14 protein-coding genes, 1 tRNA gene and 4 rRNA genes are annotated in these 25,336 nt (G+C 43.6%); 6 read left to right on the top strand and 13 right to left on the bottom strand.

The window, feature by feature from the left end; all coding sequences use genetic code 11:
* The first annotated feature begins 51 nt into the window (after positions 1-51).
* From AC2IOM_RS08550 to AC2IOM_RS08540, 3 genes are read left to right on the top strand one after another with little or no spacing between them, the layout of a single operon-like run.
* Positions 52-1,251, top strand: coding sequence for a hypothetical protein (locus AC2IOM_RS08550; RefSeq protein ID WP_486358114.1), 1,200 nt, complete (start codon positions 52-54; stop codon positions 1,249-1,251).
* Position 1,252: 1 nt separating this feature from the next.
* Complete coding sequence (locus AC2IOM_RS08545; protein WP_486358113.1) at positions 1,253-3,679, top strand: LamG domain-containing protein; 2,427 nt, start codon at positions 1,253-1,255, stop codon at positions 3,677-3,679.
* Positions 3,680-3,689: 10 nt separating this feature from the next.
* A complete protein-coding gene (locus AC2IOM_RS08540; RefSeq protein WP_100913830.1) occupies positions 3,690-5,270 on the top strand; it encodes a general secretion pathway protein GspF in 1,581 nt (526 codons plus the stop codon).
* A gap of 26 nt (positions 5,271-5,296) precedes the next feature.
* Here AC2IOM_RS08540 and AC2IOM_RS08535 read toward each other — a convergent pair whose 3' ends face one another.
* Positions 5,297-6,256: an FAD:protein FMN transferase gene (locus tag AC2IOM_RS08535; protein WP_486358112.1), complete on the bottom strand. Its 960-nt coding sequence runs from the start codon at positions 6,254-6,256 to the stop codon at positions 5,297-5,299.
* A 149-nt stretch (positions 6,257-6,405) separates the two neighbouring features.
* On the opposite strand from AC2IOM_RS08535, the gene AC2IOM_RS08530 reads away from it, so the two are divergent.
* Entirely contained in the window at positions 6,406-7,257 is an 852-nt protein-coding gene (locus AC2IOM_RS08530) for an HDOD domain-containing protein (protein ID WP_138630073.1), read from the top strand.
* A 5-nt stretch (positions 7,258-7,262) separates the two neighbouring features.
* Here the strand turns inward: AC2IOM_RS08530 and iscX are convergent, their stop codons facing one another.
* The 5 genes from iscX to pepA all read right to left on the bottom strand — a co-directional run bounded on the left by iscX (position 7,263) and on the right by pepA (position 14,700).
* A complete protein-coding gene (iscX, locus tag AC2IOM_RS08525) occupies positions 7,263-7,463 on the bottom strand; it encodes a Fe-S cluster assembly protein IscX (protein ID WP_138630071.1) in 201 nt (66 codons plus the stop codon).
* 60 nt (positions 7,464-7,523) lie between these two features.
* Positions 7,524-9,683 (bottom strand): S46 family peptidase, encoded by a 2,160-nt coding sequence (locus AC2IOM_RS08520; RefSeq protein ID WP_486358111.1) that lies wholly within the window; start codon positions 9,681-9,683, stop codon positions 7,524-7,526.
* A 179-nt stretch (positions 9,684-9,862) separates the two neighbouring features.
* Positions 9,863-12,709, bottom strand: a complete 2,847-nt coding sequence (locus AC2IOM_RS08515; RefSeq protein WP_486358110.1) for a valine--tRNA ligase — start codon at positions 12,707-12,709, stop codon at positions 9,863-9,865.
* A gap of 17 nt (positions 12,710-12,726) precedes the next feature.
* On the bottom strand, positions 12,727-13,167 hold the full coding sequence (locus AC2IOM_RS08510; protein ID WP_010559571.1) for a DNA polymerase III subunit chi: 441 nt from the start codon (positions 13,165-13,167) through the stop codon (positions 12,727-12,729).
* A 21-nt stretch (positions 13,168-13,188) separates the two neighbouring features.
* Positions 13,189-14,700 (bottom strand): leucyl aminopeptidase, encoded by a 1,512-nt coding sequence (pepA, locus tag AC2IOM_RS08505; RefSeq protein WP_010559570.1) that lies wholly within the window; start codon positions 14,698-14,700, stop codon positions 13,189-13,191.
* Between the two features lie 155 nt (positions 14,701-14,855).
* Between pepA and lptF the strand changes: the two genes are divergently transcribed.
* Positions 14,856-15,971 (top strand): LPS export ABC transporter permease LptF, encoded by a 1,116-nt coding sequence (gene lptF, locus AC2IOM_RS08500; protein ID WP_010559569.1) that lies wholly within the window; start codon positions 14,856-14,858, stop codon positions 15,969-15,971.
* Positions 15,968-17,032, top strand: coding sequence for an LPS export ABC transporter permease LptG (lptG, locus tag AC2IOM_RS08495; protein ID WP_486358109.1), 1,065 nt, complete (start codon positions 15,968-15,970; stop codon positions 17,030-17,032). Before lptF ends, lptG begins: the two co-directional genes overlap by 4 nt.
* 46 nt (positions 17,033-17,078) lie before the next feature.
* Here lptG and AC2IOM_RS08490 read toward each other — a convergent pair whose 3' ends face one another.
* The 7 genes from AC2IOM_RS08490 to AC2IOM_RS08460 form a co-directional block, all read right to left on the bottom strand.
* Entirely contained in the window at positions 17,079-17,576 is a 498-nt protein-coding gene (locus AC2IOM_RS08490) for an RDD family protein (protein ID WP_105171802.1), read from the bottom strand.
* Positions 17,577-17,723: 147 nt separating this feature from the next.
* A tRNA-Leu gene (locus AC2IOM_RS08485) sits at positions 17,724-17,808 on the bottom strand.
* A gap of 846 nt (positions 17,809-18,654) precedes the next feature.
* Positions 18,655-18,769: ribosomal RNA gene (rrf, locus tag AC2IOM_RS08480) — 5S ribosomal RNA — on the bottom strand.
* Positions 18,770-18,852: 83 nt separating this feature from the next.
* Positions 18,853-18,967 (bottom strand): 5S ribosomal RNA (gene rrf, locus AC2IOM_RS08475).
* A 143-nt stretch (positions 18,968-19,110) separates the two neighbouring features.
* Positions 19,111-21,991: ribosomal RNA gene (locus tag AC2IOM_RS08470) — 23S ribosomal RNA — on the bottom strand.
* 275 nt (positions 21,992-22,266) lie between these two features.
* Positions 22,267-23,799: ribosomal RNA gene (locus tag AC2IOM_RS08465) — 16S ribosomal RNA — on the bottom strand.
* Together the 16S, 23S and 5S rRNA genes form the textbook arrangement of a ribosomal RNA operon.
* Before the next feature lie 655 nt (positions 23,800-24,454).
* Positions 24,455-25,312, bottom strand: coding sequence for a tetratricopeptide repeat protein (locus AC2IOM_RS08460; RefSeq protein ID WP_486358108.1), 858 nt, complete (start codon positions 25,310-25,312; stop codon positions 24,455-24,457).
* Positions 25,313-25,336 lie beyond the last annotated feature (24 nt).

Here is a 25,336-nt window from a genome sequence, read left to right as displayed (position 1 = left end):
TTAACAATGTTAACATGCGTACCTCTATCAAGGTCAACTAGCAAAATGGATATGCAACTACCACACAATACAACATCTCCCCATTTATTTAGTAAAACGCTAGTACTGATCTTAGCGATGAGCGCAAGTTCGGCATTTGCTGGTGTTGAAGAGCAAGCCAATCGCATACATACCCGTTTAACAGGCGTATCACCAAGCGCTACTGTGCTTGAAAATATGGTCAGTTTGCTTGAAGCAGGTAAAGGCGATGATGCCGCTAAGCTTGCTATGGAAAATGACGCTTTTTACCGCGTGACTTTAAAAGATTGGGTGACACCCTGGACCAATCGCGACTTTGATGTACACCAGCCGCTCAACGACTACACCGCCACCATTATGGGCGTGGTAAGGGATGACTTAGACTTTCGCTCTATTTTATTTGAGGACATTATTTATACGGCCGCCGCAAGTGCTAATGTGCCGAATTATTCAATCAGTAATAATGATCATTACGCTGCACTTGAGCTAAGCGCCCTTAATTTAAAAGACACGCTGACGCGCCAAACACAATCAAGCGTGACTAATTTACCTATTGAAGCGACAAGCGGAGTAATTACTTCGCGTGCTGCCAGTAAAGCATTTTTTATTGCTGGCACAAACCGAGCAATGTTTCGCTATACCTTTATCAATCATATGTGTACCGACCTAGACGCTCTTAAAGATACCAGCATTGCAACTAACCGTATTCGCCAAGATGTTAGCCGCAGTCCTGGTGGCGATAGCCGCATTTTTATGAACTCGTGCAGCGGTTGCCATTCAGGTATGGATCCAATGGCGCAAGCCTATGCTTATTATAATTTCGAGTACGATCGCGATAACGATCTTACTGGCGAGAATGGTCAATTGAGTTACCAAGCCAATACCGTGCAAGGTAAATACCATATCAATAGCGAAACATTTAAGTTTGGCTTTATTACTGAATCCGATAAATGGGACAACTATTGGCGACAAGGGTTAAACCGCCGTTTGGGTTGGGATGAACAACTTTCAGGAAGCGGTAATGGCGCAAAAAGCTTAGGTAAAGAAATCGCCTACAGTGAGCAATTTGCCAGTTGCCAAGTAAGTAAAGTGTTTGAAAAAGTGTGTTTACGCAAAATACAAAATCAACAAGATGCAACTACACTCGCAACAATTACCGATACCTTTAAAAGCTCAGGCTACAAACTAAAAACCGTGTTTGCTGCAACTGCCAACTATTGCAAAGGAGATTAACATGCGCATTTTTTTATCGCTTTTGCTAATGGCATTACTGAGTGGCTGTGGCTCAGATTCTGAAGTAAAAGAACAACCAAAACCCCCTATTGATGATTCGGGAGAGTTTGTTTACTCAGGCCCCGCCGCAGAAACCGCAGACATACAAAAATTTAAAATAGCTGTTTGGGATAACCTTGTTGGTAATGATAAATGTGGTGCTTGCCATAATGAACAAGGTCAATCCCCGCAATTTGCAAGACGCGACGATATAAACCTTGCCTATGGCGCAATTAATGGGTTCATCAATTTAACCTCACCAAAAGACTCATTGTTAGTAACAAAAGTGGCGGGCGGTCATAACTGTTGGCAACAAAGCGATAGCGTGTGCGCCGATATCCTTACGACTTGGATAAGCGAATGGGCGCAAACAGATAACACTGCGACCACCATTGACTTTGACGACCCAATTCTTAAAGTCCCCGGTAGCAGTAAAAGTTTTCCTGCATCAAGTGCATTATTTACCACGTATGTTCACCCGATTTTGCAGCAAAACTGTACAAACTGTCATAGTAGCAGTGCAGCATTTCCTGTAGCGCCCTACTTTGCTGAACCCAATGCAGACGCTGCTTATCAAGTTGCACAAGCAAAAATAGATTTAAACCAACCTGAATTATCACGTTTTGTACTGCGTTTAGGCAGCGAATTTCATAACTGCTGGTCCGATTGCGAAAGCGATGCAGCCCTTATGCAAGAAGCCATTACGCAAATGGCCGATGCAATTCCAACGAACCAAGTTGATGATGCATTAGTGCTCAGCAAAGCATTAAAACTCACCGAAGGCATTGTTGCTAACAATGGTAACCGTTTTGAGCAACACATTATTGCAAAGTGGGAATTTAAATCAGGCCAAGGGTTTACTGCCTACGACACCAGTGGCGTTGAGCCAGCTGCTAACTTAACCTTTAATGGCGATGTCTCTTGGGTTGGTGGTTGGGGCATTAAACTCAATGGAGGCCGCGCGCAAGCATCAACTAGCGCGAGCGCGAAACTACACAAAATGCTTACAGCCACAGGTGAATTTAGCCTTGAAGCATGGCTTGTACCTGACAACGTGACACAAGAAGGCCCTGCCCGGATTATTAGTTATTCAGGGGGTGACGATCGTCGTAACTTTACACTCGGCCAAACACTTTATAACTACGACTTTTTATTACGTGATAACACCACCAGCAGTAATGGTGAGCCAATGTTGTCAACGCCTAATAATGATGAAGTACTGCAAGCTACCTTACAGCATGTGGTACTGACCTTTGATCCGGTCAATGGCAAACGCATTTACGTTAATGGCAACTTGATATCGCAACAAGAAGATAATCAAGGCGTACTGTCTAATTGGGATGCAAGCTTTGCCCTTGTCGTTGGCAGTGAAACCAGCAGTAATTTTAAATGGCATGGTCAAGTGCGCATGATGGCCCTTCACAATCGCGCGATTACACCTGAACAAATTGCTCAAAACTACGATGTAGGTGTCGGTGAAAAGTTCTTTTTATTATTCTCTGTAAGCGAGCTCATAGACTTACCGCGCAGTTACATTATTGCAGAAGTGAGTCAATTCGATAGTTATAGCTACTTGTTTAAAGAACCGTTTTTCTTGTCACTTGATAGCAATGTATCACCGCAAGCCATTGCACTTGAAGGCATACGCATTGGTATTAATGGCAAAGAAAGCCCATTAGGACAAAGCTTTGCAAACCTTAAAGCAACCCTAGGCAGTAATTATTCAAGCCAAATTGGGCAGCCGCTTTCACGCTTGGGTAGTTTAATTCCCTTAGAACAAGGCCCCAATAACGATGAGTTCTTTTTGTCGTTTGATGTACTGGGTGAGCACCAATTTGTCAGAGTGCCAGGTGAATTACCGCCTTTCCCCATTGAATTTCCAGCTGAGCTCAGCAGCGATATCGGCATAAAAGCATTTTCTGAAATTAACTTTTCAATGGCCCAAATGACGGGGGTAAGTACAAAACTTGCTGAAATAGCGCAAACCTATGAACAGTTAAAACAACAGTTACCTACCGTAAATACCCTTGATGGTTTTGTTGCAGCTAACCAAATGGCGATTTCACAATTAGCAATTAAGTACTGTAGCGCGTTTATCGACGATCCAGTTCTGCGTTCAAACGCATTTGCAGATTTCGACCTTAATACAACACCCGATGTGGCATTTACGCCTGAGCGCACTTTGCAATTTAGCTCTGGATTATCGCATTATTTGCTTGGCCAAGAACTCGCATCAGCACCGCAATACGACAGCATGCGACAAGAATTAAACGCACTTATTCAGCGCTTAAATCGCTGCCCTCAAGACTGTGATGCTGCGCGTACTTTAATTATCGCTAAAGCCAGCTGCTCAGCAATCGTTGGCAGCGCAGCAACAATAATTAAGTAATGGAAATGTTATGAAAAAACAAAATCATATTCTCAACCCAGATACACCATTACTGCACCAAGATCACAGTAAACCAATCAGCCGTCGCGATTTTATCGCGCAGGGGTTTGCCGCAGGATTAGGCACGTTTTTTAGTGGTTCATTGTTTAGTTTATTCTCAAGCCCACTACAAGCACAAAGTACACTTTCCAGTGATTTAGAAGCGCTTAAACAAAGTTGTGGTATTGCCACCTCTGGCGCTGGAAAAATCCCCTTTATTTGCTTTGATTTGGCCGGTGGCGCAAACATCGCTGGCTCAAATGTACTGGTTGGTGGCCCTAATGGGCAAATGGATTTTTTATCGACCGAAGGCTACAGCAAACTCGGTTTACCGGGCGATATGATCCCACCAATCGCCAATGCGCAAACTGGGTTAAGCGATTTTGTTAATAGTGAACTGGGATTGGCATTTCACTCTGACAGTCAATTTTTACAAGGCATACTTGAAAAAGTATCCGTGACTAATCGCGCCAATATTAATGGAGCGGTGATCCCAGCACGCTCTGAAAATGATACCGGCACTAACCCGCATAACCCGATGTTTGGCATAAACCGTGTTGGCGCCGATGGCTCACTGCTGAGTTTAGTCGGTTCTCGTAACTCCGACTCCGGTGCGAACTCTATGTCGCCCGATAGTTTATTTGATGCGGCCAAACGCCCTACCAAAATAGACAGGCCCAGTGATGTTACAGGCCTTGTCGATACCGGTGATTTAGTTGGTTTACTTGACCAAAGTGACGCCGTTGCGGTGATGGAGTCCATTCAGCGCATTAGTGATATGAAGCTAAATAGCGTAAGCACTCAAATAAGCCGCGATGATGTACTGAAAGACTTGGTACGCTGCGGTTACGTTAAAACTGCAGATATTACCGACCGTTTTGGTAACCCTGACAACTTAAATCCGATGACAGATCCATTGATCACCGGTGACAATGCTATTTTTACTGCCGAAGAACTTAACCAAGATGGCGAGTTTAGAAAAACAGCTTCGATTATGAAGTTAGTGCTTAACGGTTATGCCGGCGCAGGTACTATCACTATGGGTGGTTTTGATTACCACACTGGCGATAGAGCGACCGGTGAAATTCGCGATTTACGTGCAGGGCGTTGTATGGGCGCATGCTTAGAGTATGCCGCAAGACTTGGCGTGCCACTAATGATGTATGTTTACAGTGATGGCTCTGTTGCCAGTAACGGTATGATAGATGATTCAGAATTTGGCCGCGGTAAAGGTGTTTGGACAGGCGACAACTCATCAACCTCAGCGTCGTTCTTCTTGGTCTATAACCCTCAAGGCACGCCACAGTTGTTAGGTGCAACGCCCGAGCAACAAGCTAAGCGTCAACAAATTGGTTATATGCGTCGCGATGCGTCAGTAGAAACGGCATCGGGACCTGCAGCAAACAATGTTAACTTACTGGTTGAAACCGTTATTCTCAATTACATGGCACTACATGGTGAGCAAGGCAATTTTGCTAATTTATTCCCGATGCATGGCTTAGGTAACGCCAGATTAATGGACAGCTTAATTGCGTTTGAGCCGATTGCGTAATCACAAATGCACTCGGCGACGCCTCTTTAATGGGCTAACAAACCATTTGAAAAGTGCAGCTTGCGGTCTTTATCAATAATCAACGCCTCAAAGTTTGGCATTGAATTTATCAATGCCAAACCATCCTTTACACCCAGCACAAAAACGCTGGTCGACAGCGCGTCTGTCATCACACCTCGTTGACCAATAATCGATACACTTTGTACTTTAGCAGCTGAATGGCCGGTTTTTGGGTCAATAATATGATGGTGACGTATGCCATCTTGAATAAAGTAACGTTCGTAATCGCCCGAGGTAGAAATTGCTTCATTCTCCATCGGTAATTGAATGGCGTGTTTGCCTTTTTTACGCGGATCTTGAATGGCGAGTAACCACGGCCTGTCTCCGTGTTTGCCAAGTGCTTTGGTATCTCCACCCGCACTTACCAACGCCGAATCGATGCCCTGACTCTGTAAAATTGTAATGGCATTATCAACAGCGTAGCCTTTTGCAATGCCGCCTAAATCAATTTTCATGCCCTGCTGCTTAAAATGTACTGTTTGATTTTTGTCGTTTAGCTCAACTTGACGATAATCGATTAAGGCTTGGCTGGTGTCTCGCACTTGATTACTAGGTGAAATACGCTCGCGATAATTATATAAAAAGCCGACACTGGCAAAGGTAATATCGAATGCACCCTTGGTTTGTGCTGAAATTAGTTGGGCTTGTTTGATTAATAGATATAACTCATTACTGATTTTAACTGGTTGGATTGCCGCATTTTTATTCACACTGTAAAGCTCACTGCTATTTATGTAGGGGCTCATTAGCTGATTAATTCGTTCCATTTCATCAAAAACGGCCTTAATGGCGGCTTCACCATGGCTTTTATCATGATGCCAAAGTGTTATTTTGACTGATGTGCCCATAATTGCTTTTTCATCGGATAGCCATTCACCGTAACAAAAAATCGGGAAAATCAGTAATATGAGCAGTAACTTTCGCAAAACCAAGCCTAAAATTTATAATTGAACAAATTAGCGTTCTATTATGCTCAAATATTTGATAATGATAAACGTAATTCCTTTGATTTAGCTCTAACATGAGAAATAAAGACCAAGTATAATGGCGCCACTCGTTGATTAAGGTGCTTATAATGATCGAAATTGATAGTAAGGTTCTTACTGATCTAGAATCTGGCTTTACGATTCCCCCAAAACCTGAATTACTGCAATCACTGCAAACTGAATTAAATAGTGATTCGCCAGAACTTAACAATATTGCCAATATTGTGGCTGGTGATGTAGCCATTGCCGCTATGGTATTAAAGGTTATTAATTCCCCTTATTACGGCCTTGCCAGAACAATAACCGACATTAAACAAGCGGTTATGTTTTTAGGTTTGGAAGGCATAACCAATTTAGTGACAGGTTTTTTACTTGAAAAAGCGTTTGATCAAGACAAATGCTGCATTCGACTAGAGCGTTTTTGGGATACCGCTAGCGAAATCGCAGCTATCTCAACCTTGATTGGTAAAAAGCTTAAAGCAAAAGTGCCAACTGAAAATTTACATATGGTGGGGTTATTTCACGATGCAGGCATTCCTGCGATGGCGATGAACTACGCTAATTATGTTGATGTACTGGAAGAGTCTAACCGCAATTACCATCTATCTCTTGTTGCACGTGAAGAAGCAGCGTACCGCACAAATCATGCTGTAATCGGTTACTTTTTGGCTACCAGTTGGAACCTTCCAAAGAATATTTGCCAACTTATATTACGTCATCATGACGATGCGTATTTAGACACACCTACTTTTAGCCAAGACCAACTCACCTACGCAACACTGAAAATGGCTGAAGACATAGTGCACGTAAATCGTCGCTTTGTGCATTCGCCTGATTGGCCTGATATGCAAGAAAAAGTATTAACCGTGCTCGACCTTGATGAAGAAGATTACCAAGATATAAAAGAAGATGCGGAAGAGCTTTTTCATAGCTTAGCCTAAGTTATTTAGTCATACTCCTCAATCCAAGCCATTTGAATTGCTTCTAATATTCGCTCTCCACAATGGCTTGGATCGTCATCGAAATCTTCTAATGCAAGCACCCAATCACGTAAGTCGGTAAACCTAATTTCACGTGGATCAACGTTGGGGTGTTCATCAAGTAGCGCCAGCGCAATGTGTTGCGAGTCAATCCATTTTAATTGCATTGTGTTTACCTCATAAAAAAGGAGGCATACGCCTCCTTTTTAATTTAGTAGAAAGATTGTTTAACGCACAATCTTCATTTCATCTAGTAAATTCTGCGCGTTATCAACCTTGTCCATAACCCAAAGCATATAACGTGAATCTACATGAATTGAACGATTTAAGTTTTCATCGTAATCCCAGTCACCAATGATACTTTCGTAAACACCGTCAAACAGTAAACCAACAAGTTCTGCGTTACCGTTAAGCGTTGGTGAACCTGAGTTACCACCTGTTGTATCAACATTTGACAAGAAGTTTACTGGTACTGTGTTCATACCACCGGTGTAATCACCGTACTGCTTTTGCTTGATTAAGTCGTTTTGCTTTTTCGGTGAGTTAAATGGTTCAACATCGGTATTTTTCGCAAGCAGACCTTCAAGTGAAGTAAACGGCGTTGCAACTAGTCCGTCTTGCGGTGAGTAACCACCCACAGTACCGTAAGTTACACGTAATGTGCTGTTTGCATCTGCATATACAGGCTTATCAAGTGATTTGTTGTACGCAATAATCGCTTCCATTAATGCTGGACGCGCCGCCTGCATTTTACCTACAAGCTCTTTATCTTGATCTTCAATTGACTTCATTACACTGAAAATCGCTTTTGCGTATTTCACAAATGGGTCGTTACTTTGATCAAGCTGCGCAAGGTCTAAATCCAGCATCCATAAACGGGCTTTTTCATCCGCTAGTTTAGAATTTGCATACATGTCATCTAACATGGCTGAATGCTTAGCTTTATTAAAGCCATTTTCTAGTGCCAAAGCGCTATCTACCTCAGTAATACGCTCATTTGCTGGTAATGCAGCATATAGCTCTAAGAAGTGAAGTAGAATTGCTTTATCAACTGGCTCGGCATAACGACGGCTCATGCTCTTAAGACGCGCTTCGATGCGCGGTAAGTCACGTTCTTGATAACCACTTTCGCGCTCTGCGTCTGGCTTTTGCTTTTCAACAGCTAAACGATACAACATACGTGCTGTTGAAATCATTTGTGAGCGGTGAACGTAGCCTAACATACGATCGCGTTGGTTGTGCTTTTGAGACTCTGCAACAAGCGCTTCTAAATCAGCTAATACGTTACCGTATTTTGCTTTGCGGTCGCTATCGCTGTTGATCCATGCTTGTAAATCTTGTTCAAATTGTTGCTTACGCGTATACATAGAACCTTTTTTGAAGCTCTCAATCATTGAGCCATAGTTCTTGATGTAGTTGTTGTAGCCAGCAATCGTGCTTTCGTATGCGATACGCTCTTGCGAACCTTCAGGTGCATTTTCTTCGATTAGCTCAACGTATTTAGAGTTATGCTTGCGCGCAAGTGGGTATGCCGTGTTAAAAACATAATCCACTTCAGGTGATACGCGGTAACGGTTAGTACGGCCTGGGTAGCCAGTTACCATCACAAAGTCACCTTCTTGCACGCCTTTAGCGCTCACGCTTAAAAATGAGTTAGATTCAAACGGTACGTTATCTTTTGAAAACTCGGCAGGTTTGCCATCTTTGCCTACATATGCACGATAAAATGCAAAATCACCTGTGTGACGCGGCCACATCCAGTTATCAATATCACCGCCGTATTTACCCACACCCATTGCTGGCGTGTAAGCTAAACGCACGTCTTTAATTTCAAGCGATTTAATTAGGTAATACTCTAATCCACCGTGGAACGTATAAACATTACAACGGTAGCCTTTGTCTTCTTCACATTCAGCAACAAGTGCTTTACGGTTTGCATCAATGGCTTCGTAGCGCGCTTTGCCAGTAAGTGTTTCAGTGCCTTTTTTCACGTTAGCCGTTACATCCGTCACTTCTTCAGTAACATACACACGTGAACCAGGTGCTGCTGGTAAATCTTCAGATGGTTTTTTTGCTAAAAAGCCATTTTCTAAAATGTTGTTATCAGTAGTTGAATTGTACTGAATAGAACCATAAGCACAGTGGTGGTTAGTAACTACCAAACCTTTTGGCGATACAAATGATGCTGTACAACCACCTAAGCTGATTACGGCATTCATTGGGAATTCGGTAAGCTTTGAGATTGACTTAGCGTCAATTGCTAAACCTTTTGATTTAAGAATATCTTCTAATTCAGGTAATTGATGTGGTTGCCACATACCTTCGTCGGCAAATGCTGAGCCTGCAAAACTAAATGCAAGTGCAGCTGCGATCGCTTTAATGCGCATTGTGCGTTTCCTTTTTTATCAGTATTTTTTGTAATAATGTTACATTATCACTATGTCTTAAAGTCACTTCGCGAGTCAATATTTTGCGATGCAATCTTCACGAATTTTGTAACGGTAAGTAAATGATTACGTACAAATAAAAAAGCCGCGATAGACGCGGCTTTTATTAAGTTTATAGATTAAAGGCTTTCGATTTTAGCCTTTTGCTCTAGTAACTTGGCTTTCGCTTCACTGTATTCAGCAAGCTTTTCTTTCTCTTTAGCAAGTACTGCTTCCGGGGCATTATTAACAAACTTTTCATTTGCTAACTTGCGCTCTACTTGCTCTAGGCCTTTTTGTGCTTTTTCAAGCTGCTTGCTAATACGTGCAAGTTCAGCTTCAACATCGATAAGACCCGCCATTGGAATAAGCACTTCTAAGCCACCGACTAATGCCGTAGCAGATGCGGGTGCTTCGTCAGTCTCAGCTAATACAGTTGTAGATTCTAATTTAGCTAGTGATGCTAAGAACTTTGCGTTTTCTTCAAGGCGACGCTTATCTTCATCACTTGCGTTTTTAAGCAGTACGTCTAGAGGCTTATTAGGGCTAATGTCCATTTCACCACGGATGTTACGAATCGCAACGATAAACTGCTTAACCCACTCAAGATCCGCCATCGCTGATTCATCTACCTGCGATTCATCAAACTGAGGGAATGCCTGTAGCATAATGGTATCGGCGTTAATGTTTGCAATAGGTGCAACACGTTGCCAGATTGTTTCAGTGATATATGGCGTTAATGGGTGCATTAAGCGCAGTAAGCCTTCAAGCACCGTTACTAGCGTGTTACGTGTCCCGCGTTGTTCTGCTTCATTACCTTTAAACAATACCGGCTTCGTTAGCTCAAGATACCAGTCACAGAATTGGTTCCAAGTGAACTCGTAAATGGTGCTTGCTGCTAAGTCAAAACGGTAATTATCTAAATGATCGGTGAATGTTTTAACCGTGTTTTGGAATTGACCTAAGATCCAACGATCTGCAAGTGACTGCGTCATCTCGCCGCCATTAAAACCACAGTCTTTTTCTTCTGTGTGCATTAATACGTAACGGCTCGCGTTCCAAAGCTTGTTACAGAAGTTACGGTAACCTTCTAAACGGTTCATATCCCAGTTGATATCACGTCCTGTTGATGCCATTGCAGCAAGCGTAAAGCGCAGTGCATCAGTACCGTGTGCTTCAATGCCTTTTTCAAACGTTTTACGGGTGTTTTTCTCAATTTTTGCCGCCAGTTGTGGCTGCATCATGTTACCGGTACGCTTTTCTACTAAGCTTTCAAGGTCAATACCGTCAATCATATCGATTGGGTCAAGTACGTTACCTTTTGACTTAGACATCTTATCGCCGTTTTCATCGCGAATAAGGCCAGTCACGTAAACCGTTTTAAATGGCACCTGTGGTTTGCCGTCTTCATCTTTGATGAAATGCATGGTCATCATGATCATACGTGCAACCCAGAAGAAGATAATATCAAAACCCGTTACCAGCACATCTGATGGGTGGAATACTTTTAAGTCTTCAGTTTGTGCAGGCCAACCTTGTGTTGAGAACGTCCAAAGTGCTGATGAGAACCAAGTATCAAGTACGTCTTCATCTTGTGTAAGTGCAACATCCGCAGCGATGTTATTTTCGCTACGTACTTCTTCTTCGCTGCGGCCTACATATACGTTACCCTCAGCATCGTACCATGCAGGAATACGGTGACCCCACCATAGCTGACGTGAAATACACCAATCTTGAATGTCATTCATCCAGGCGTTGTACATGTTTTCGTATTGCGCTGGCACAAACTTAATGTCGCCATTAGCAACTGCTTGTTTTGCTGGCTCTGCCAGTGGTGCCACACGGACATACCATTGGTCGGTAAGAAGTGGTTCAATAACCACACCTGAACGGTCGCCGTAAGGAACAGTTAGGCTGTGATCTTCGATTTTCTCTAGTAAACCAAGCTCTTCAAATTCAGCTACAATCGCTTTACGCGCATCAAAACGGTCAAGACCATGGAAGCGCTCTGGAATTGGTGCGTCGATTTCTTGCGGCTTACCATCAAATGTATAACCTTCACCTGCAGTCAATACCGCTGCGTCTTTGTTAAACACATTGATCATCGGTAGTTGCTGGCGTTTACCTACTTCGTTATCGTTAAAATCGTGCGCAGGCGTAATTTTTACACAGCCTGTGCCTTTTTCCATATCGGCGTGTTCATCGGCAACGATTGGAATGCGACGATTTACAATTGGCAGAATTACTTCTTTACCTATCAAGTCTTGGTAGCGCTCGTCATTTGGATTTACTGCAACACCCGTGTCACCTAACATGGTTTCAGGACGCGTTGTCGCAACTACGATGTAATCTTTACCATCTTGTGTTGTTAGGCCATCAGCCAGTGGATAACGCAGGTTCCACATATGACCTTGCTTGTCTTTGTTTTCAACTTCTAAATCTGAAATTGCCGTGTGTAATTTTGGATCCCAGTTTACAAGACGCTTACCACGGTAAATTAAATCTTCTTTATGAAGACGAACAAATACTTCTTTAACCGCTTCTGAAAGGCCTTCGTCCATCGTAAAGCGTTCGCGATCCCAATCTACAGACGCGCCTAGACGACGTAACTGCTTGGTAATAGTACCGCCAGATTCATTTTTCCATTGCCAAATACGGTCAATGAAATTATCACGGCCAAGCTCGTGGCGTGTTTTACCTTCTTCAGCTGCAAGCTTACGCTCTACAACCATTTGCGTTGCGATACCTGCGTGGTCAGTACCAACCTGCCAAAGGGTGTTATTGCCTTGCATACGCTTAAAACGTGTCAGCGTATCCATGATGGTATCTTGGAAGGCGTGGCCCATGTGCAAGCTACCTGTGACATTTGGCGGTGGGATCATAATTGAATACGCGTCACCTTTACCTGACGGTTTAAAGTAGCCTTTCTCTTCCCAGCCTTGATATAACGACTGTTCAATATCTTGTGGATTATAGGTTTTATCCATTGCACAGAACCTTAATACTAAATCTCTATCTCTTGTGTCGACAAATGCGCCCCTAGTTGACGCATTACTTTGTAGCGTTCACGCGCTACGCCTTTTAATTGTTCATCAGCAGGTACAAAATCATATACCTCTGAAAAGCGACGAATAAAATCAGGCACCGTTTTGGCCAGATTTATTATCACTTTGCGATTTGCCACTGGCGCTGACTCGCCAATTTCAACAGGTGATCCTGCTTGTGGTCCCTCGCCTTGCAGATTGTGAGGCACAAAGCTATCTACTTCGAATTGCCACAGGTGCTCATCTATTACATGTGCATCCTCTTGATTATCTACAAGAATAAATACTTTTTTTCCCTGTCGGTAACAATCTGCAGCTAGCCTTGCCGCTAGATCAAAATGAGCCGGAATGGAATTTACCGGCTCATTTAGTTGTTTTAGAACGTAAAATACTGCGTTCATTAAACTGCCTCTAGAATCACTTTAGGCATCTTGCTCCATATTAACATCAGCACGGTTTAATAGATACTGAGTTAACATTGCAACTGGGCGACCTGTTGCACCTTTGTTTTTGCCGCTGCGCCATGCAGTACCAGCAACGTCAAGGTGAGCCCAATTGTACTTTTTAGTGAAGCGCGATAAGAAACATGCCGCAGTAATTGTACCGGCTGCACGTCCACCTAAGTTAGTGAAATCGGCAAACGGGCTTTCTAGCTGTTCTTGATACTCATCCCAAAGCGGTAATTGCCATGCTCGGTCACCACTTAGCTCTGACGCTTTTAATAAGTCATGTGCCAGTGGATTGTGGTTTGCAAGTAAGCCTGATGTTTGATGACCAAGTGCGATAATACATGCACCTGTTAACGTCGCTACGTCAATTACGGTATCAGGGTCAAATGCTTCAACATAGGTTAATGCATCACATAATACTAAGCGGCCTTCAGCATCGGTATTTAATACTTCCACTGTTTGACCAGACATGGTTGTTAAAATATCACCTGGGCGGTATGCATTGCTGCTTGGCATGTTCTCACAGCCTGCAAGCACTGCAATCACGTTAATTGGCAATTGCATTTCAACAATCGCACGCATCGTACCAAGTACCCCTGCAGCACCACCCATATCGTATTTCATTTCGTCCATGGCTTCGCCTGGCTTAATTGAAATACCACCTGAGTCAAAAGTTAGGCCTTTGCCCACTAACACGATTGGTGCTTTGTCTTCTGGCGCGCCTGTGTAGTGAATAACCGACATAATCGATTCATTCGCGCTACCACGGCCTACTGCTAGGTATGAGTGCATACCTAACTCTTCCATTTCTTTTTCACCAACGAGGTTTACTTTTACGTTGTCGTAATTTGCTTCAAGTTCTTTTGCTTGCTCACCAAGGTACGCTGGGTTACAGATATTTGGTGGCATGTTTGCAACGTCTTTACACAGTTTTTGGCCGTGTGAAATCGCAAGACCATGCTCAATCGCCGTTTCACCAATGGTTAATTCGCGGCGCGTAGGTACGTTGAAAACGATTTTACGAAGCGGTCTACGCGCTTCGCTTTTCTTACTCTTTAGCTGATCAAAAACGTATAGGCTGTCTTGTGTTGTTTCTACCGCTTGGCGTACTTTCCAGTAGGTATCGCGACCTTTAACATGTAATTCTGTTAAGAAACATACTGCTTCCATTGAGCCCGTATCGTTTAACGTACTAATGGTTTTTGAAATAATTTGCTTATATTGCTTATCATCAAGCTCACGTTCTTTACCACAACCAACTAATAGCACGCGCTCACTTAACACGTTTGGTACATGGTGTAATAGCAACATTTGCCCAGGCTTACCTTCTAAATCGCCGCGGCGTAGCAAATTAGAAATATAACCATCGCTAATACGATCGAGTTGCTCGCCAATTGGTGATAAACGACGAGGTTCATAAACACCCACGACAATACATGCACTGCGTTGTTTTTCTGGGCTGCCACTTTTAACGCTAAATTCCATAGCGACTCCTGAGTGATTTTGACTATAAATTAAACCAAAACAAACTTAATTTTTAAATTTAAGTCCTAATGGCATATATTTAAGTTGTAAAAATACAAAGTTTACTTAAAATTTCAGACTATTCCAGTAAAAAGACAAGTTTTGTAGAGGTCGCGGTGTTAATCTTTCGCTATTTATCGACAGAAGTATTCAAATCACAGCTCGCTGTATTCCTCACTTTGATGACTATTTTCGTCAGCCAGAAATTTGTCTCGATTTTAGCTGACGCTGCAGAGGGCTCTATTCCCGGCCAATTGGTGTTGCAAATGGTGCTATTAAAGCTGCCACAATTGGCATCTTTAATTTTACCGTTAAGTATTTTCCTTGGCATTATTTTGGCCTACAGTCGCATTTATGCCGACAGCGAAATGACAGTATTAAAGGCATGCGGTGTAAGCGAATGGTACGTAGTTCGCTTAACACTCGTGTCATCTACTGTGTTGGCGGTGCTGGCAGGCTTTTTAACGCTAACCCTTGCACCTTGGGCAAACGAACATGAATATCAGCTAAAAGAAAAGATTGAAGCTGATGCAGGCCTCGCTGCGCTTCGCTCAGGACGCTTTCAACAAACCGATAACGAAAAAGCCGTGGTGTTTATTCACGATATTAAACAAAATGGTACTGAGCTAGACCGTGTTTTTTATGCGCAAATAGATAGTGATAAAAATGGTCCTACATCGGAAGTGGTATACGCCGAAAAAGGCAAAGTACAAGAAGACAGAAATACCGGCGAACAAAAGTTAGTGCTCAGTGATGGTAAGCGTTATGAAAACCCTGCGGGCAGTAAGCAACTTCAGCTAACAGAATTCACTAACTACGAAGTGCAAATTCAAGATCAAGCAATCGAGCAAAAACGCCGTAAATTAGAAGCCTTGCCATCCATGCAATTATTAGAGCAAGGTACAACCGAGGCGATTGCGCAGTTTCAATGGCGATTAGCGGTGCCATTATCAATCCCACTCTTAACCCTAATTGCTGTGCCGCTATCGGTAGTTAATCCAAGACAAGGAAAGTTCGCCAAGTTAGTACCTGCGATTTCCCTTTATTTGGGTTACTTTGTGCTGTTGAATGCAGGCACGTTTTTAGTACAAGAAGGTAAAGTGCCGACATCTATTGGCCTTTGGTGGATTCACCTAAGTGCTCTGTTTATAGGTGCCTTTTTAATTCTTCGCGATAGGCCTTTAGGCTCCACAATTCGAGCTTGGTTTAGTAAGAAGGAGGCCGTAGCATGAGAATTTTAGATGGCTATTTAGGTCGCAGTTTATTGCAAACCACAGCCTTTACCCTACTCGTATTAGTAGGCATTGGTACACTTATTAAGTTTATAGAGCAACTAAGATCGGTTGGCCGCGGTACATATGATATCGTAGATGCTGTTTTATACACCTTGTACAGCATGCCCTACGACATCGTTGTATTCTTTCCTATGGCTGCATTAATTGGTGGCCTGCTTGGGCTTGGCGCGCTTGCTTCAAACAGCGAGCTTGTCGTTATGCAAGCAGCCGGTTTATCACGTTTTCAAATTATTCGTTCAGTGATGAAAACTGCACTGGTCTTAGCAGTTGTGATGATGGCAATCGCTGAATGGGTTGTACCTGAAGCGCAAAAAACGGCTAAGCAGCTTCGTACAATGGAAATATCCGGCGGGAGCATCTTTAACGCACAAAAAGGCGTTTGGGCTAAAGATGGCAATACTTTTATCAATATCAATAATGTCGATGAGTCGGGTCGCTTAGATGGTTTAACCATGTACCAATTTAATGAGCGATTGGAACTGCAAACAATCAAACGTGCAGAAAAAGCGATTCCAGAACAAAACGGTTGGCAACTTTATAAAGTGCAACATTTAGCAATTGATGCAAATAGTACAGATACATCTATATCAGAAAACTATTTCTATGAGTCAAAACTTACTCCGGAAAAGCTTGGTGTAGTATCAGTTAAACCCGAAACATTGTCTTTCACAGGCTTGTATTCTTACCTCTCATACCTAAAAGAGAATGACCAAGATACCAGCACCTATGACCTAGCGTTTTGGCGTAAAGTAATGCAACCACTTACTATCGCTGTGATGTTATTAGTGGCACTGTCATTTATATTTGGCCCACTAAGAAGTGTAACAATGGGCGCACGAATTATTATGGGCGTGGTGACAGGTATTATATTTCATTTAACAGACCGTATTTTTGGCCCGTTTGTATTAGTGTATGAATTACATCCGTCAATTGGCGCAATAATGCCTAGTTTGATTTTTATCGCAATTGCGACTTTTCTACTAAAAAGGCGCCAATAATAGCGCCTTTTAGTTTCTGAACTATGTCTCCAGAGCTCGTAAAATATTAATCGAGCTCGCGATACACCTTTTTATTTTCTTCTTTCGACAGCGTAATAACTTCCGTCTTAGCAAGATAGTCTTGTAGTGAACGTTTGTTCTTGAAATCAATTAGTACTATCAAATTTCCTAGCCCTAATAACGCCGTAATCGCTCTGATAAGCGCTTGTGGCTTACTAATAGGTGTACCGTCTAAGTTTCTCACTTTTAATCGCCATGCACGCATACCGATTGTCTGGCCGCCCTTGGTCCAAAAGTAAACATAAAAGAAGCAAGCCACACACACTAAATAAAACTGATTAATAAAGTTCCATGGTTGGGTTGTTACAAAGTGAGAGATGTCTGCATCTTCACTTTTACTGATTAAACCCAATGAAAGAAGCAGCTCAAGAGCGCCAAGGAAGATAATCTGCGCCAACATAATAATCGCGATTGTCGCTAACGCATCGTATACCCATGATGCTAGACGACGCATAAAACCAGTTCGTTGTTCGATATTTGACATAAAAGTAGTAAAACCTTAAATCTATGGGATGCGTTATTCTAACCTAGAGTTAAGATCACACGCTAATTAAAGTTAAAACAAGCTAATTTCAGGCACAAAAAAACCGACTTACGTCGGCTAATTTTATTTAATGCTTTTTGCATTAAATGGTACCAGTGGGCGGACTCGAACCGCCACGCATTGCTGCGGGGGATTTTGAATCCCCTATGTCTACCAATTCCATCACACTGGCACAAATTACAATACAAAGGCTACGCTTTATAAAGTAATTGCATTATACAAACTAATAGTACCACAGCAAGTAGTTTTTTATGTTTACGACTCAACTGGTTAGGAAATAAACTCAAATCCTAATTAACACTCTTGCATAGTGGACTTATTACTTGAAAATAAAACTATATATCGATGATAAATCAAAGCGATTAGTTTACGAGTAGGGTTATTTACGTAGCGATATATAAATTGTTAGTTAAAGACTTTAGATTTCATAATAAAGCAGAGTCGTTTCGCAGTTACTACTACTTGTTAGCAATGGTAAATACTTAGTAACTTCTGATAAGTAATATCCAAAAGCCAGCCTTAAAGTTTCAACGACAGATAATAACCAAATAAAGATGGTAGCCCCTTTCTGTACTGAGTTAAGATGTAAGAAGCCCGCTCGATGAGAGGGCTTTGACCTACATAATCAATAGCGTTGGAGATGTGCAAGTGCCCACAGCGGTGAAGAGTTACATGGGTAACGATGGGCCGACAAAATATCCGGAATATTTTTGAACAGCTCTGCTGGTCCGAAGGACGGAAGACAGGACGCCCGTAGTTAACGGATTTTCGCAGCCTGAGGAAGTGAGCGCAAGGATGCACGATGGAACCCAGCATCATGGATAAATTATAGTGGTGTGAATCCATTAAGCGCTTAAACGCAAAAAGCTCGCTCATTGAGCGGGCTTTTTAGTTAGGAGCATGGTGATGTTCAAGTGCCCACAGCGGTGGAGAGTCACGTGGGCGTTCGCCCTATCTTTTCTGGAGTTCAAATGCAAAAAAGCCTCAACATAATGTTGAGGCTTTCTTTTAAATAGGAGCTTGGCGATGTTCTACTTTCACATGGGCGAACCCACACTATCATCGACGCTGTTTCGTTTCACTTCTGAGTTCGGCATGGGGTCAGGTGGTTCCAAAACGCTATAGTCACCAAGCAAATTCGTAATTTGCTTTTTATTATTTATTTTAGGCTTTAAAAAACCCGTTGCATTTAAGCAACGGGTTTCTTTAATTAGGAGCTTGGCGATGTTCTACTTTCACATGGGCGAACCCACACTATCATCGACGCTGTTTCGTTTCACTTCTGAGTTCGGCATGGGGTCAGGTGGTTCCAAAACGCTATAGTCACCAAGCAAATCTGGTTGACTTAAGAGCTTGTCTTAAATCTAAATCTGGAAAACTGTCTTTTTATCTCAATTCGTAAAGTTTCTACTTTAGTACTTTGCTCTTTTCGAGCTATTCAACTTCTGCGGGTTATAAACCACTTTGGCGTTGTATGGTTAAGCCTCACGGGTAATTAGTACAGGTTAGCTTAATGGCTCGCACCACTTCCACATCCTGCCTATCAACGTTGTAGTCTTCAACGGCCCTTCAGTTAACTCAAGTTAAAGTGAGAACTCATCTCGAGGCTCGCTTCCCGCTTAGATGCTTTCAGCGGTTATCGATTCCGAACGTAGCTACCGGGCAATGCAATTGGCATCACAACCCGAACACCAGCGGTTCGTCCACTCCGGTCCTCTCGTACTAGGAGCAGCCCCTCTCAATTCTCAAACGCCCACGGCAGATAGGGACCGAACTGTCTCACGACGTTCTAAACCCAGCTCGCGTACCACTTTAAATGGCGAACAGCCATACCCTTGGGACCGACTTCAGCCCCAGGATGTGATGAGCCGACATCGAGGTGCCAAACACCGCCGTCGATATGAACTCTTGGGCGGTATCAGCCTGTTATCCCCGGAGTACCTTTTATCCGTTGAGCGATGGCCCTTCCATTCAGAACCACCGGATCACTATGACCTACTTTCGTACCTGCTCGACGTGTCTGTCTCGCAGTTAAGCTTGCTTCTACCATTACACTAACCGTACGATGTCCGACCGTACTTAGCAAACCTTCGTGCTCCTCCGTTACTCTTTGGGAGGAGACCGCCCCAGTCAAACTACCCACCAGGCACTGTCCACAACCCCGATTCAGGGGCCTATGTTAGAACATCAACACTACAAGGGTGGTATTTCAAGGACGGCTCCACACAATCTAGCGACTGTGCTTCAAAGCCTCCCACCTATCCTACACATGTAGGGTCAATGTTCAGTGCCAAGCTGTAGTAAAGGTTCACGGGGTCTTTCCGTCTAGCCGCGGGTACACAGCATCTTCACTGCGATTTCAATTTCACTGAGTCTCGGGTGGAGACAGCGTGGCCATGGTTACACCATTCGTGCAGGTCGGAACTTACCCGACAAGGAATTTCGCTACCTTAGGACCGTTATAGTTACGGCCGCCGTTTACCGGGGCTTCGATCAAGAGCTTCGCCGAAGCTAACCCCATCAATTAACCTTCCGGCACCGGGCAGGTGTCACACCCTATACGTCTTCTTTCGAATTTGCAGAGTGCTGTGTTTTTAATAAACAGTCCCAGCCACCTAGTCACTGCGACTCCCGTCCGCTTAGAGAGCAAGTCTCATCACAGATAGGAGCGTACCTTCTCCCGAAGTTACGGTACAATTTTGCCTAGTTCCTTCACCCGAGTTCTCTCAAGCGCCTTAGTATTCTCTACCTGACCACCTGTGTCGGTTTGGGGTACGATTCGAAATAATCTGAAGCTTAGAGGCTTTTCCTGGAAGTATGGCATCAACAACTTCCACACCGTAGTGTGTCGTCTCGTATCTCAGCCTTAGAAACCCGGATTTGCCTAAGTTTCCAGCCTACATACTTTCACATGGACAACCAACGCCATGCTTGTTTAGCCTGCTCCGTCCCCCCATCGCAATTATTCCAAGTACGGGAATATTAACCCGTTTCCCATCGACTACGCCTTTCGGCCTCGCCTTAGGGGTCGACTCACCCTACCCTGATTAGCATGGGATAGGAACCCTTGGTCTTCCGGCGAGCGGGTTTTTCACCCGCTTTATCGTTACTCATGTCAGCATTCGCACTTCTGATACCTCCAGCATACCTCCCGGTACACCTTCAACAGCTTACAGAACGCTCCCCTACCCCGCGAATAAATTCGCAGCCGCAGCTTCGGTGGTATGTTTAGCCCCGTTACATCTTCCGCGCAGACCGACTCGACCAGTGAGCTATTACGCTTTCTTTAAAGGATGGCTGCTTCTAAGCCAACCTCCTGGCTGTCTGGGCCTTTCCACATCGTTTCCCACTTAACATACACTTTGGGACCTTAGCTGGCGGTCTGGGTTGTTTCCCTCTCCACGACGGACGTTAGCACCCGCCGTGTGTCTCCCGGATATTACTTATTGGTATTCGGAGTTTGCAAAGGGTTGGTAAGTCGGGATGACCCCCTAGCCTTAACAGTGCTCTACCCCCAATAGTATTCGTCCGAGGCTCTACCTAAATAGATTTCGGGGAGAACCAGCTATCTCCCGGTTTGATTAGCCTTTCACTCCTAGCCACAGGTCATCCGCTAGCTTTTCAACGATAGTCGGTTCGGTCCTCCAGTCAGTGTTACCTGACCTTCAACCTGCCCATGGCTAGATCACCGGGTTTCGGGTCTATACCCAGCAACTAAACGCGCAGTTAACGCTCGCTTTCACTACGGCTCCCCTAAATGGTTAACCTCGCTACTGAATATAAGTCGCTGACCCATTATACAAAAGGTACGCAGTCACAGAACGAATCTGCTCCTACTGCTTGTACGTATACGGTTTCAGGTTCTATTTCACTCCCCTCACAGGGGTTCTTTTCGCCTTTCCCTCACGGTACTGGTTCACTATCGGTCAGTTGGGAGTATTTAGCCTTGGAGGATGGTCCCCCCATATTCAGTCAAAGTTTCACGTGCTCCGACCTACTCGATTTCACTGTAAATAAGTTTTCGTGTACGGGACTATCACCCTGTATCGTCAAACTTTCCAGAATGTTCCACTAACTACATTACAGCTTAAGGGCTAATCCGATTTCGCTCGCCGCTACTTTCGGAATCTCGGTTGATTTCTTTTCCTCGGGGTACTTAGATGTTTCAGTTCTCCCGGTTCGCCTCACTTACCTATGTATTCAGTAAGTGATACCACTAAGTGGTGGGTTTCCCCATTCGGAAATCCTAGTCTCAAGCGCTTTTTACTAGCTTGACTAGGCTTATCGCAAGTTAATACGTCCTTCATCGCCTCCAACTGCCAAGGCATCCACCGTATACGCTTAGTCACTTAACCATACAACCCAAAATGGTTTGTATTGCTAAAGACAGTTTTTAACTCCGCCAGAAGTTAAATATTGAATACTAAAGTAGATACCAACAACAACTTAATGTTGCGGCATATTTTCTTTACTTTATTTTGAGAACTCTAAATTAAATATTGTATTTCCTAAGAAATACTTAATTTAAAGTTTGTCAGCTTTCCAAATTTTTAAAGAGCAAATTAACTAAGCTATTGCTTAGCTAACAATCATCTGTGTGGACACTTCGAACAAAAAGTTCTAAATCGTATAAGGAGGTGATCCAGCCCCAGGTTCCCCTAGGGCTACCTTGTTACGACTTCACCCCAGTCATGAATCACTCCGTGGTAAGCGCCCTCCCTAAGGTTAAGCTACCTACTTCTGGAGCAACCCACTCCCATGGTGTGACGGGCGGTGTGTACAAGGCCCGGGAACGTATTCACCGCGACATTCTGATTCGCGATTACTAGCGATTCCGACTTCATGGAGTCGAGTTGCAGACTCCAATCCGGACTACGACGCACTTTAAGTGATTCGCTTACTCTCGCGAGTTCGCAGCACTCTGTATGCGCCATTGTAGCACGTGTGTAGCCCTACACGTAAGGGCCATGATGACTTGACGTCGTCCCCACCTTCCTCCGGTTTATCACCGGCAGTCTCCTTAGAGTTCCCGACCGAATCGCTGGCAACTAAGGATAGGGGTTGCGCTCGTTGCGGGACTTAACCCAACATCTCACAACACGAGCTGACGACAGCCATGCAGCACCTGTCTCAGAGTTCCCGAAGGCACCAAACTATCTCTAGTAAGTTCTCTGGATGTCAAGTGTAGGTAAGGTTCTTCGCGTTGCATCGAATTAAACCACATGCTCCACCGCTTGTGCGGGCCCCCGTCAATTCATTTGAGTTTTAACCTTGCGGCCGTACTCCCCAGGCGGTCTACTTAATGCGTTAGCTTTGGAAGACAGTTCCGAAAAACCGAACTCCTAGTAGACATCGTTTACGGCGTGGACTACCGGGGTATCTAATCCCGTTTGCTCCCCACGCTTTCGTACATGAGCGTCAGTGTTGACCCAGGTGGCTGCCTTCGCCATCGGTATTCCTTCAGATCTCTACGCATTTCACCGCTACACCTGAAATTCTACCACCCTCTATCACACTCTAGTTTGCCAGTTCGAAATGCAGTTCCCAGGTTGAGCCCGGGGCTTTCACATCTCGCTTAACAAACCGCCTGCGTACGCTTTACGCCCAGTAATTCCGATTAACGCTCGCACCCTCCGTATTACCGCGGCTGCTGGCACGGAGTTAGCCGGTGCTTCTTCTGTTGCTAACGTCACAGCTAGCAGGTATTAACTACTAACCTTTCCTCACAACTGAAAGTGCTTTACAACCCGAAGGCCTTCTTCACACACGCGGCATGGCTGCATCAGGCTTGCGCCCATTGTGCAATATTCCCCACTGCTGCCTCCCGTAGGAGTCTGGACCGTGTCTCAGTTCCAGTGTGGCTGATCATCCTCTCAAACCAGCTAGGGATCGTCGCCTTGGTGAGCCATTACCTCACCAACTAGCTAATCCCACTTGGGCCAATCTAAAGGCGAGAGCCGAAGCCCCCTTTGGTCCGTAGACATTATGCGGTATTAGCCATCGTTTCCAATGGTTGTCCCCCACCTAAAGGCATGTTCCCAAGCATTACTCACCCGTCCGCCGCTCGTCATCTTCTAGCAAGCTAGAAATGTTACCGCTCGACTTGCATGTGTTAGGCCTGCCGCCAGCGTTCAATCTGAGCCATGATCAAACTCTTCAATTAAAAGTGTTTTTGGACTTACGTCCGACTCAATGAATTCTGATTTTGATATCTTACGATATCGAATTGACTGTGCTGAATAAATTTCTTTATTCCGTTGGTCACTCAGTTCAATTAAGTCTAAATTTTGTTACGCTAAAAGCGTATGTTAGAACTTAATCTGTACGAGTGCCCACACAGATGATTGCTTAAATTTTTAAAGAACAGTGCAAACAACCTTGTGCTTGCCGCGACGCTTCGTCGCTGTTAGGGCTGCGTATGTTACGCTTTCCTAATTTTTTGTCAACACTTAATTTTGATTATTTTCTTTTTTATTTTAAGAAAGTTTCAAAACTCAGTTTTACTTGACTCAACCAACTCGTGATTCGCTGCTATACTGCGTCGTTCCCCGTGTTGGTGGAGGCGCATTATAGAGAGATTTGATTTGGGCGCAACCCTTTTTTTGAGTTTTTTGTAAAAAATAGCGATTTAATTCTAAATTTAACATTAAGGCTACAAAACCGAACGTTAAACGTACGATTTTGAACATTTGAACTCAAAAAGAGGAATTTAAGTATCGATCAATCTTTCAGGATTGCAAATTTATATGTCAGATTTTTTAAAACAATATGAAATAAAAAAGGAGCCTTTTGGCTCCTTCTCCTTTATATGGTGTGTATTAGTATAGAATACTGTATAGCTTGCGACGATATTTCCCTGCTAACTCATCACCATCTGGCAATGTCGCAATCACATCTAAAAACATCTTACGTGCATCACCAAACGCTAAATCCTTTTGCAGTACACTAAACAAGGTTTCTAGCGCTTCTTCTTTGCGACCAACTTGATCGTATTGCACTGCTAGTTTTACTTTTGCGTCAAAGTTAGTTTCGTCTTTTTCAATTTCAGCTTCTAACTGTTTTATCTCTGGCGAATCCTTAGCTTCTTGCGCTAACTCAACTTTAGCCTTTAAGTTATTAAAGTAGGCATCTTGATCAACCATTGGAATAGTCGACAACAACGCCTCAGCATCATCTACTTTTTGTATGTTTAAGCAGATATCTGCAAGAATAAGCTTAACCTTACTGTTTTGTGCATTTATGTCATAAGCTTGTTTTGCTTTTGTATAGGCGTCAGAGTAATTACCTTGGCTCAGTAATTGTTGTGCTTGAGTAACAAGTAAATCTTCAGCATTAGGTAAATGCTTTTCAAATGCAGCATCTAACATCTCTTGCGTTTGCGGACCTGGCAACATGTCTACAGGTGCGCCACCTTTTAAAAATAAAATGGCTGGGATGCCCTGAAGACCAATTTGTTGTGCAAGTTGAGATGCCAACGCTTGTTCAACATCGCAATTTAACTTGGCTAACAGTAAGTGCTCAGCGTATTGCGCTGCTTTTGCTTCAAGCAATGGCGTCATAGTAGCGCATTCAGGCGCTTGCTGAGTATGAAAATAAAGAGCAATAAGTGTTTCAGGTGCTGTTTCTGAGATAACTTGCTGAAAGCTTTCAGCTGTTAATTCAATAATATTCGACATATAAAATTAATTATTAACTTCAAT

Source organism: Pseudoalteromonas sp. NS-SX12 (genome assembly GCF_057367955.1).
This window is presented reverse-complemented; position numbering and strand designations above follow the sequence as displayed.

Coding starts and splice junctions, on each gene's coding strand:
- AC2IOM_RS08550 (WP_486358114.1), top strand. CDS start 52: ATGCAACTACCACACAATACAACATCTCCCCATTTATTTAGTAAAACG.
- AC2IOM_RS08545 (WP_486358113.1), top strand. CDS start 1,253: ATGCGCATTTTTTTATCGCTTTTGCTAATGGCATTACTGAGTGGCTGT.
- AC2IOM_RS08540 (WP_100913830.1), top strand. CDS start 3,690: ATGAAAAAACAAAATCATATTCTCAACCCAGATACACCATTACTGCAC.
- AC2IOM_RS08530 (WP_138630073.1), top strand. CDS start 6,406: ATGATCGAAATTGATAGTAAGGTTCTTACTGATCTAGAATCTGGCTTT.
- iscX (WP_138630071.1), bottom strand. CDS start 7,463: ATGCAATTAAAATGGATTGACTCGCAACACATTGCGCTGGCGCTACTT.
- AC2IOM_RS08520 (WP_486358111.1), bottom strand. CDS start 9,683: ATGCGCATTAAAGCGATCGCAGCTGCACTTGCATTTAGTTTTGCAGGC.
- AC2IOM_RS08515 (WP_486358110.1), bottom strand. CDS start 12,709: ATGGATAAAACCTATAATCCACAAGATATTGAACAGTCGTTATATCAA.
- AC2IOM_RS08510 (WP_010559571.1), bottom strand. CDS start 13,167: ATGAACGCAGTATTTTACGTTCTAAAACAACTAAATGAGCCGGTAAAT.
- pepA (WP_010559570.1), bottom strand. CDS start 14,700: ATGGAATTTAGCGTTAAAAGTGGCAGCCCAGAAAAACAACGCAGTGCA.
- lptG (WP_486358109.1), top strand. CDS start 15,968: ATGAGAATTTTAGATGGCTATTTAGGTCGCAGTTTATTGCAAACCACA.
- AC2IOM_RS08490 (WP_105171802.1), bottom strand. CDS start 17,576: ATGTCAAATATCGAACAACGAACTGGTTTTATGCGTCGTCTAGCATCA.
- AC2IOM_RS08460 (WP_486358108.1), bottom strand. CDS start 25,312: ATGTCGAATATTATTGAATTAACAGCTGAAAGCTTTCAGCAAGTTATC.